We start from the raw sequence: 9,262 nt of genomic DNA, 5'->3' as shown, positions 1-9,262 counted from the left end.
AGACCGACGGCCTCGGCCCTGCGTAGTCCGTAGGCGTAGATGGTCTTGAAGATCTGGGAGTCACGCAGCGCGGCGAGGGCACCCTTTCGACCCTGCCGAAGGATTGTCTCGACGCGGTGGTCGGCCACCGCGAAGAGCTGCTCGAGCTCGTCGTAGGTGAGTGCTCGCCGCTGTGGGCGGCCTTCGTAATCGACCAGGTGTGCGAGCGTGTTCCACTCGTGGCAGATCTGCTGTGGCGCGGTTCCGAAACGTTCTTCACAGTCCGCCGCCCACCGGTACCGAGGATCGGTGAGGTAGTCGCAGAACAGGCGGATGATGGAGTGATACCCCCGGATCGTCGAGGGAGTCGCCGGACTCTGCCCAGACTTCGCCCGGGTCGTGAAGTCCTCCAAGTCCCCCGGCGACCACTCCCACGGGTAGCGGCCAACAAACTCTTCAAACCTCCTAACGACCAGCTCGCGACCGCCGATCGTCCGCTCAGTCAGGCCTCGACTGATCTGCTGATCAGCCCAGCCCGAGAGCATCGCCTCGAACACGAAGCGATGCTCATCCAGCGCCCGCACGTTGCGGAGCTGTCGAAGCGGAGACACTCCACGGATGCCCATGTCCACCACTCCAGTATTGCATCTATTGCATCATTGATGCATCTCGGCTCGCGCGTTCGTGGTCGTCTCCGACCTAGCTCCTTGCCCCCGAGGTGCCGGGCCTGCGGAAGGGCGGAGCGTTTGGATGTTTTGGAGGCGGAGGCTGTTGTGGACGACGAAGACGGAGGAGAGGGACATCGCGGCGGCTGCGATGAGGGGGTTGAGTAGTCCGATCGCGGCGATCGGGATGGCGGCGATGTTGTAGGCGAAGGCCCAGATGAGGTTGGTGCGGATGGTGCGGTTGGTGGCGCGGGCGAGGGTGATGGCGTCGGCGATCGCGTAGAGGTCATCCCGGACGAGGATGATGTCGGCAGTCTTGAGGGCGACGTCGGTGCCGGTGACGATTCCGAGTCCTAGGTCGGCGGCTGCGAGGGCGGGGGCGTCGTTGATGCCGTCGCCGACCATGGCGACTCGGTGTCCCTCGTCCTGGAGTTGTTCGATCACGGCGACCTTCTCGGTGGGCAGGACGCCGGCACGGACGTCCGGGATGCCGAGGGAGCCTGCGACGCGCTCGGCAGCGGCCGGGGCGTCCCCTGTGAGCAGCACCGTCCGCAGTCCGAGCCCGTGCAGTGCGGCGACGGCCTCCGCGGCGTCCTCCTTGACCGCATCGGAGAGGGTGACTACTCCGATGACCTCTGCGTCTCGTGCGACCAGCGCTGTGGAGCGACCTGCCTGCTCGGCCTCGCTGACGGCTTCCTCCATCGGCCCGCTGAGGTGGGCGCCCAATTCGTGCATGAAGGCGGGGCTTCCGACTGCGATGCTCTCACCATTGATCGTTGCGCTGATCCCGTGACCGGGGGAGACGATGTGCCCAGTGGCGGCAGGGATGTCGGCGACCATGGTCGCGGCGTGGGTGCGGAGTGCTTCGGCGACGGCGTGCTCGGAGGATGCTTCGACCCCCGCGGCCAGGCGCATCAGCTGCTCAGCGGTGACTCCGTGGGGGTGGATGTCGATGACGCGCGGGGCGCCGAGCGTGAGGGTTCCGGTCTTGTCCAGGACGACGGTGGTGACCTTGCCGCTGGCTTCGAGAGCGTCTTGTCCCTTGACCAGGACCCCGAGCAGCGCGCCGCGTCCGACGCCGACCATCAGCGCGGTGGGGGTGGCGAGGCCGAGGGCGCAGGGGCAGGCGATGATCAGCACGCTGATCCCGTTGGTCACCGCAGTGGGCAGGTCTGCACCGGAGAGGAGCCAGGCAGACGCGACGAGCACGGTGAGGACGAGGACGACGGGCACGAAGACGCGCACCACGGCGTCGACGAGGTGCTGGACCTGGGCCTTGCGGATCTGCGCCTGCTCGGCGATGGCGGCCATCTGTGCGAGCTGGGTGTGGGCACCGACCCGGGTCGCCTCGAGGGCGAGGATCCCGTCCGCGGAGACGGTGCCGCCTATGACCTCGTCGCCCGGTCCGACGGTGCGGTGCAGGGATTCCCCAGTCATCGCACCGGTGTCGAGGGAGGCGGTGCCCTCGATGACCCGGCCGTCGACGGCGATCGTCTCGCCGGGGCGCACGAGCACGACGTCCCCGGTGCGGAGCTCCTCGACCGGCACCATCGTCTCGACCCCGTCACGTCGACGGCGGGCCTCCCGTGCCCCGAGGGCGGACAGCGCGCCGAGCACGTCGCCGGCGCGGCGCCGGCTGCGGGTCTCGAAGTAGCGGCCCGCGAGCTGGAAGGTCGTCAGTCCCGCGGCGACATCGAGGTACAGGGCGTTGGCGCCCTCGGGGACCTCGCCGATGCCGAGCCACACGCCGTCGGCGGCGTCGATGCCCGCGAGCATCGAGACCAGGGCCCAGCCGAACGAGGTGAGGATGCCGATGGAGACGAGAGTGTCCATGCTGACGGAGCGGTTCTGCAGGTTCCTCCAGGCAGCCCGGTGGAAGGGCCATGCCGCCCACGTGATGACGGGGACCGCGAGGAGGACGCACAGCAGTTCCCAGCCGGGGAACCGCCATTGCTCGACGAGTGCGAGGGCGATGGTGAGGTCCATCAGGGGGACGGTGAGCAGTGCTGCGGTGATGAGTCTGCGCCGCAGGCTCACGATGCGGTTCTCGTTGGCGCGGCGCGACCACTCGTCGTCCTGGTCGTCGTGCTCGGCGGCGTCATACCCGGCGCCGCGGATGACATCGATCGCGTGCGCCGGTGAGGTGATGCCCGTGACGACGGCGCGCTCGGTGGCGTAGTTGACGGTGGCGCTGACGCCGTCGAGCTTGTTCAGCTTCCGCTCGATGCGATTCGCGCATGCCGCGCAGGTCATCCCGGAGACGTCGAAGGTGTACCGCTCCTCCAGGGAGAGGGCTGGTGGGGCGGCCTGTGCGGTGGGGGTGTGGTTCATCGGGTGCGCTCCCTGTCCGAGAGTCTCTTGAGCATGTCGTTGTAGGCGTCGAACTCGGTGTCCAGGCCGCGGTCGAGGTGCCGATCCCGGCGACGGGCCTCCTTGTCGTCCTGGCGCGCCCATTGGATGCACAGTGCGACGATCGCGATGATCAGCGGGATCTCCCCACCCGCCCAGGCCACCGCGCCGGCCATCTTCTGGGACTCCCACAGGTTCGCCCACGGCAGTGCGAGGTAGTCGTAGTAGGTCTGGGCGAACAGCGTGGGCGAGGAGTAGATGGCCACTCCGAAGAAGGCGTGGAAGGGCATCGCGGCGAAGGTGTAGCCGAGCTTCCCGATATGGGGCAGCGGGCGCGGCGGACGGTCCACACCGATGATCAGGCTGTAGTACGCGTACCCCGTGGCCAGGAAGTGGAGGTTCATCAGCTGGTGCGCCCAGTGGAAGCGCATCATCGTGCCGAACAGCGGAGTGAAGTACAGGCCGTAGTAGGAGCCGATGAAGATGACGAACACGACCGCCGGGTGGTAGAGGGTCCGCAGCAGCCGCCAGTGCAGGATCTGCGTCACCCATGAGTGCACGCCCGCCCGGCGTCGATCCGCGCGTGCGGTGCGCAGGATCAACGTGATCACCCCGCCCTGGACCAGGAGGATCGGAGCGAGCATCGACAGGCTCATGTGCACCACCATGTGCACGCCGAAGTCGGGGGCGGAGTACTTTCCGAACCCGGAGCTCGTGGCCGCGAGGACGACCAGCCAGCCGCCACACCACAGCAGTACGCGGCTGATGGGCCATCTCGTGCCCCGGCGGCGCAGGACGATCACCATCGCGAGATAGGACGCGATGCCGACGACGGCGAGGACGGCGAACAGCAGGTTGAGCCTCCCTGTGCTCATCAGCGTCGCGAAGGTCGGCGCATCCGGCACCTCGAACCCCATGAACACCTCAGGGATGCTCGTGGGCACGAAGTACTGCGGTGGCGGAATGCGAGTCATCGCCGCACCGATCGCCACCCACACGGTGATCAGCAGGGCCGGGACCGCCATCCGGTGAGAGCCCCTGCGCCGCATCACCACGAGAGAGACAACGAGCGCTGCCAGAAGAGCAAGACGCACCAGGGTGAGAACGCCGGTCACGCTCGCCCACGGATCGCTCCCGGCAAGTTTGAACCACGTCACCACGAGCTCCGCCGCGAGCACGGCGACCGCCCCGACCAGGCCGACGCGGAGGACGAGCCCCTCGTCGAGAGGGCCCCTTTCCCCGCTGCGGATCAGCCGCACCGCGGCGGTGACCAGGACCGGTCCGAGGAGGACTCCTGCCGCGATGGTCTGGAGCGCGCCGGCATCCCCGCCGATGTCATGGTTCGGACCGACGAGGATCTGCCCCACCACCACCGGCGCCAGCGCGCCGATGATCCCCGCCCACAGCCCCGGCAGCAGCGTCGTCCAGCGCGTGCCCCAGTAGGAGCACAGCCACAGGACCAGCGCTCCGAACAGGGTCACGGTCCATGCCCGGGGCATGTAGCCGAACGTGTAGAGCGGTCCGAACGCACCTGGCTCCAGGAGGCGGCCCAGCTCGACGCCGTTGGACTCGGGTGCAGCGACGATCAGGTTCGCCGCCGCCAGCACGGTCCAGGCGCCCGACGCCCAAGTGAGGAGGCGCAGGTCCGGGCCGAATCGCAGCCGGCCTGCCTCGCTCTTCCCGCGCGGATGCAGGAACAGCACCGCGACGACGGCGCCCAGGGAGGTCACGGCCGCGAGGTCTGCGGCACCGCGCAGCGCGGCGGCAGTCACGGCCGTCCCTGTTCCGGGGAACCCTCGGTGGATGTCCTCGTACACGGAGGGGCCGCCGAGCAGGTTCGCGGCCATCGCAGGAAGTATTGCGACGAGGAGCGCGCCGAGCGCGAAGGCCACTGCTCTCTGCTTCACCACGCCGACTCTACAAGATGTCGAATACTGGTCTCGGGGCGACAGGTCGCGATGTCGCGGACGTCTCCCGTGCGCCACTCAGCGATGCTCGGGGCGCAGATGTCCGCTTGGGGTGCGCGAAGACGGCAAGGCGTCCGGCGCGCAGTGCTGTGGGTGGAGTGCGCTGACTCGAGCGGCGCGAACTCCGAGCTCGCGGGAGGGGGTGAGGCGGTTGAGAGCGGCCAGGGCCGCCCGCAGGTGGGCCGGACCTACCTTCGAGGCTGCAGCGTCATCCGCGGCCAGCTCGGTGAGCAGCGTGATCCGTGAAGCGAGCTCTCTTCGCAGGCCGGAACGTTTGGGCAAGCACGCCGTGTGCCACGCTCCAAGCCTCCTCAGTAGTGTGTGGTGCTGTCTGAGATGCGCTGCCTCATGGGCGAGAACAGCGGATAGGTAGGAGGGCGGCAGTGCGTGCTGGACAGCGCGCGAGACGAAAATCGTTGACGGCGTGCCCGGTATAGCCACGGCCACATAGCGCGGGTCCTCGATCTCCACGACGGTGATGGTGCCCATCTGCCAGGAGTCTGTCCGCCGGCGGGAGAGCAGTTCGGTGATGCTTGGCCGATCGTCATCTTCCTCGCCGAGATCGACCCGGCGCAGCTGGGTAAGGGACCCCGCGATACCAAGACCTCCGAGCCCGGCCCAGGCGATGAGCGTCAGGGCCAGCCCCTCGATCGGGGCGCCAGCAGAGCTCGTCGACAGCGACAGCGCGGACGCGACGAGAACGGCCACGATCGTGACGACTAGTCCCAGTGCGCCGGTGAGAGCCCACGCCGCCAGCGCGCGACGCGGACGACGGATCTGCCACGTCCCACGAGTGAGAAGACACGCCGAGAGCGGGACCGCGGCGAGGCCTGTCACTAACGGCCCGACGATCGCCCAGATCATCATCGTTCCCGGCGAGAACGCCGTGAGGTGATCGCATCCATCACCAGATCGAGGTCGGCCTCGGAGAGGTTGTTTGTGAAGGCCATCAGTGCATCCTCGCGGTCCTGGGCGTCCTCGAGCACCTCGACCATGTCGGCGGCGTGCGCCTGCGCGCTACTGACGGCTGCTTCGAAGGTGACCCGCCGGGGGGAGAGGGCTCGTCGGGTGACCATCCCTTTCGTCTCGAGCCGGGACAGCACCGTCAGGACCGTGGTCTGGGCGGGTGCGGGGTCATCGAAGGTCACCTGGATCGCGCTGGCACTAAGTGGTGCGGCGGCGGTCCACAAGGCGCGCATCACCAGAGCCTCTAGCGCTCCGGCAGACCGAGATCTCACACCCGCCATGACCCCACCGCTTCCTGCTGTCTGTACGCCTGCAGCGTGCCACACGGTATCGCAGCCCAGCGGACTCGCCGCACCCTATTATTTCTACGGCGTGTAGAGTTCGGGATCGTGATTGAGTCTCCCTGGTCCTTCGTGCTGACCGCCATCTTCCTCGCAACGGCCGTACTCTGCGCACTGCACCTCGCGCAGAGCCATCGCACGCCCGCCGCAGTGACCACCGAGTCCGTGCACGCCTCCCACAATGGGCCGATAGCGACGGCAGTGCACGTGAACCACCTCGTGATGAGCCTGGCGATGCTGCTGATGGTGTGGCGACCAGTCGGCACGGCCGGGACCTGGATTCAGGTCGCCCTCTTCGCGCTCTTTGGCGTTGTGATGCTGCTCGGCCTACCCGCTGTCCACGCCGTGGGTGAGCGTGCCGGAGTGGTCAGCCACGTGATTCTTAACGCCGCGATGATCTGGATGCTGCTGGCGATGCCGCTGCTGATGGGCCACGCCATGGAAGGTTCTGCCGATGCGCACGCCGGACACCACGGCGGCGGTACCGGGGACGAGATGGCGATGGAGATGACCCCGACCCCCGTCTGGGCGGAGGCAGTCAATTGGGGGGCCGTCGTGCTCAGCGCCGTGATCGCCGTGTGGTGGCTCGTGCGCCTTCTCCGCGATCCGGCGCACCGCGCCCACTCAGCCTGCCACCTCCTCATGGCCGCAGGCATGGCGCTCATGCTCGCCCTCATGTGAGCTCAGCTCACGCCACCTCCCCGTCACCGCGAAAGGCCCGACCTGATGGCCACCCAAGCCCCGCCCCGCCCCACCGGAGGCAACACCTCCCGTCCGCGCCGGCTGCGCGACGAGCTGCGAGAGCTCACCCTCCGCCTGCACTTCTACGTCGGGCTGTTCATCGCTCCGTTCCTCCTCGTCGCCGCCGCGACCGGCATCCTCTATGCGCTGACCCCGCAGATCGAACAGGTCGTCTACGACAAGGAACTCCACGCCAGCGCCCCAGCGGGCACAGAGATGGTGCCACTGGCGCAGCAGATCGAGGCCGCGCAGAGCGAGGTCACCGACGGCACGATCACGCAGATCCGCCCGCCCAAGGACTCCGAGTCCACCACTCGTGTCACGTTTGATTCCCCCTCCGCTCGCGAGGATCGGCAGCTCACCGCTTTCGTCGACCCCTACACCGGGGAGGTGACTGGCGTGCTGAACACCTTCGGGGAGTGGCTGCCGCTGCGGACCTGGTTCGACGATCTCCACCGCAACCTCCATCTCGGTGACGCCGGCCGTTGGTACAGCGAGGTCGCCGCCAGCTGGCTCTGGGTCCTCGCCCTCAGCGGACTCATCATCTGGGTCACCCGCAAGGTCCGCGCCCGCACCGCCCGCGCCTACCTCCTTCCCCAGCGGAAAGGACCGCAGCGCCAGCGCTCCATGAGCCTGCACGCCACCATCGGCGTCTGGGCCGCGATCGGACTGTTCTTCCTCTCCGCCACCGGACTGACCTGGTCCCAGTTCGCGGGCGGCAACTTCAGCGCGCTGCGTCAGAGCCTGAGCTGGTCAACGCCCTACCTCTCCTCCGAGGCGGCGACCACCACCCCGGTCGCCGAAGCGGAGGTCCCTGCCACCGCGCAGAGCGTGCTCGACGTGGCCCGTGCCGAGGGCCTGACGGACCCGGTGGCGATCACCCCGAGCACCGACGGAGGGGCGTGGGTGGTCTCCCAGGTGCAGAGGTCCTGGCCCTTGAAGCAGGACTCCATGGCGATCGACCCCGCCTCAGGAACAGTCGTCGAGACCGTGCGCTTCGCCGACTGGCCCGTCGCCGGGAAGCTCGCCGAAGCCGGCATCTCCTTCCACATGGGCATCCTCTTCGGCTGGCTCAACCAGCTCCTGCTCATCGCCATCGCAGGAGCCGTCATCACGCTCATCGTCATCGGGTACCGCATGTGGTGGCGACGCCGCCCCAAGCCACCGCGTACCGGGCTTCCTACCGCTCCCGGGCGCCGGGTCGACACCACCGCGGCCTACGGCATCCTCATCGCGATCGCCGCAGTCTTCGGCCTCGCACTCCCCCTGCTCGGAGTCACCCTCGTCGCCTTCGTAGCCTTCGACCTCGCCAGAACCATCATCCGGAGCGCAACCGCTCGGCACGAGTAGACATGAGCTAGAGGTCAACACACCGCATCACTGCCCTCGGCTACGAGCGGAGACCGCCAGCATCGCAGTAGCGACGTGAAAACAGTGAGATCTGATGCGGACGCCGGATCCGCTGAAATCGGACCCCTGAGGCGCAGGGGGCACTACACGTGGCAACCTGCGACTGCCTAGACTCGCCCACGTTGCACCTGACGGACAATGCTCAGACCGAATGCCAGCGTGAATCTTCCGCACATTACTGAACATCCGTCGGGGCGATACAGGAAGTCTACGGCGGTACAGCAGGATTCTCGGAGATCTCTTCGCTACTATCACGCTCGTCAGGTCAGAACTATGCAGGGAGCACCAGAATGGCGCGGAAGACTCAGGTAATCCTCACCGACGATATTGACGGTTCGGACGCCACCGGCACGGTGAGCTTCGGTCTTGATGGCGTCGCGTACGAGATCGACCTCAACGATGACAACGCCCAGCGGATGCGCGATCAGCTCGGCGAGTGGGCCAATAAAGCCCGCCGTGTCGGTGGTCGGCGTATCAGTGGCACCCAGAGTGGGATCTCTTCAAGCGACGCTGGCAAAATTCGCGCCTGGGCGAACGAAAATGGCTACAAGGTCAGCGAACGGGGGCGTATCCCGAAAGAGATCCGCGAGGCATACGCCGCGGCGCACTGACCCGGGGACGCAACGAAGGAGGCCAGCGACACCACCGCTGGCCTCCTTCGCCGCGTACAGAAGACTCCTCTGCTGCGGAGCTGTCATGCCATCTTGCTGGCAAGCAGGCGGGCGGCTGAGGGCGCGGCGGAGGCAGCTCTGAGGTGGGCGGCTGAGGCTTTGAGGTAGATGCCGGTGGTGGCGATGCTTTCGTGACCCAGCAGCTGTTGCACCTCGGAGATCGGGACACCGAC

At 67.5% G+C, this 9,262-nt stretch carries 7 protein-coding genes and 1 pseudogene; 3 read left to right on the top strand and 5 right to left on the bottom strand.

What is annotated here, in order from left to right; all coding sequences use genetic code 11:
- The 5 genes and pseudogenes from ACTH43_RS18010 to ACTH43_RS17990 all read right to left on the bottom strand — a co-directional run.
- A pseudogene (locus ACTH43_RS18010) lies at nt 1-605 on the bottom strand (tyrosine-type recombinase/integrase); the annotation flags it as partial.
- 30 nt (nt 606-635) lie between these two features.
- Nucleotides 636-2,975, bottom strand: a complete 2,340-nt coding sequence (locus ACTH43_RS18005) for a heavy metal translocating P-type ATPase (protein WP_441446262.1) — start codon at nt 2,973-2,975, stop codon at nt 636-638.
- Entirely contained in the window at nt 2,972-4,900 is a 1,929-nt protein-coding gene (locus tag ACTH43_RS18000) for a cytochrome c oxidase assembly protein (RefSeq protein WP_258772473.1), read from the bottom strand. Before ACTH43_RS18000 ends, ACTH43_RS18005 begins: the two co-directional genes overlap by 4 nt.
- Before the next feature lie 78 nt (nt 4,901-4,978).
- The gene (locus ACTH43_RS17995) at nt 4,979-5,827 is read right to left on the bottom strand and encodes a M48 family metalloprotease (RefSeq protein WP_096166793.1); all 849 of its coding nucleotides are present in this window, start codon (nt 5,825-5,827) and stop codon (nt 4,979-4,981) included.
- Nucleotides 5,824-6,207, bottom strand: a complete 384-nt coding sequence (locus tag ACTH43_RS17990) for a BlaI/MecI/CopY family transcriptional regulator (protein ID WP_096166792.1) — start codon at nt 6,205-6,207, stop codon at nt 5,824-5,826. The genes ACTH43_RS17995 and ACTH43_RS17990 overlap by 4 nt, the downstream gene beginning before the upstream one ends.
- A gap of 108 nt (nt 6,208-6,315) precedes the next feature.
- Between ACTH43_RS17990 and ACTH43_RS17985 the strand changes: the two genes are divergently transcribed.
- The 3 genes from ACTH43_RS17985 to ACTH43_RS17975 all read left to right on the top strand — a co-directional run bounded on the left by ACTH43_RS17985 (nt 6,316) and on the right by ACTH43_RS17975 (nt 9,029).
- Nucleotides 6,316-6,948 (top strand): DUF5134 domain-containing protein, encoded by a 633-nt coding sequence (locus tag ACTH43_RS17985; RefSeq protein ID WP_114306490.1) that lies wholly within the window; start codon nt 6,316-6,318, stop codon nt 6,946-6,948.
- A gap of 45 nt (nt 6,949-6,993) precedes the next feature.
- Complete coding sequence (locus tag ACTH43_RS17980; protein ID WP_114306491.1) at nt 6,994-8,358, top strand: PepSY-associated TM helix domain-containing protein; 1,365 nt, start codon at nt 6,994-6,996, stop codon at nt 8,356-8,358.
- 350 nt (nt 8,359-8,708) lie between these two features.
- A complete protein-coding gene (locus ACTH43_RS17975) occupies nt 8,709-9,029 on the top strand; it encodes a histone-like nucleoid-structuring protein Lsr2 (protein WP_441446261.1) in 321 nt (106 codons plus the stop codon).
- Nucleotides 9,030-9,262 lie beyond the last annotated feature (233 nt).

Origin of the sequence: Brachybacterium sp. (assembly GCF_052095815.1) — a bacterium.
Lineage (GTDB): Bacteria > Actinomycetota > Actinomycetes > Actinomycetales > Dermabacteraceae > Brachybacterium.
The sequence above is the reverse complement of the archived record's forward strand: the minus strand, read 5'-3'. Positions and strand labels throughout refer to the sequence as shown.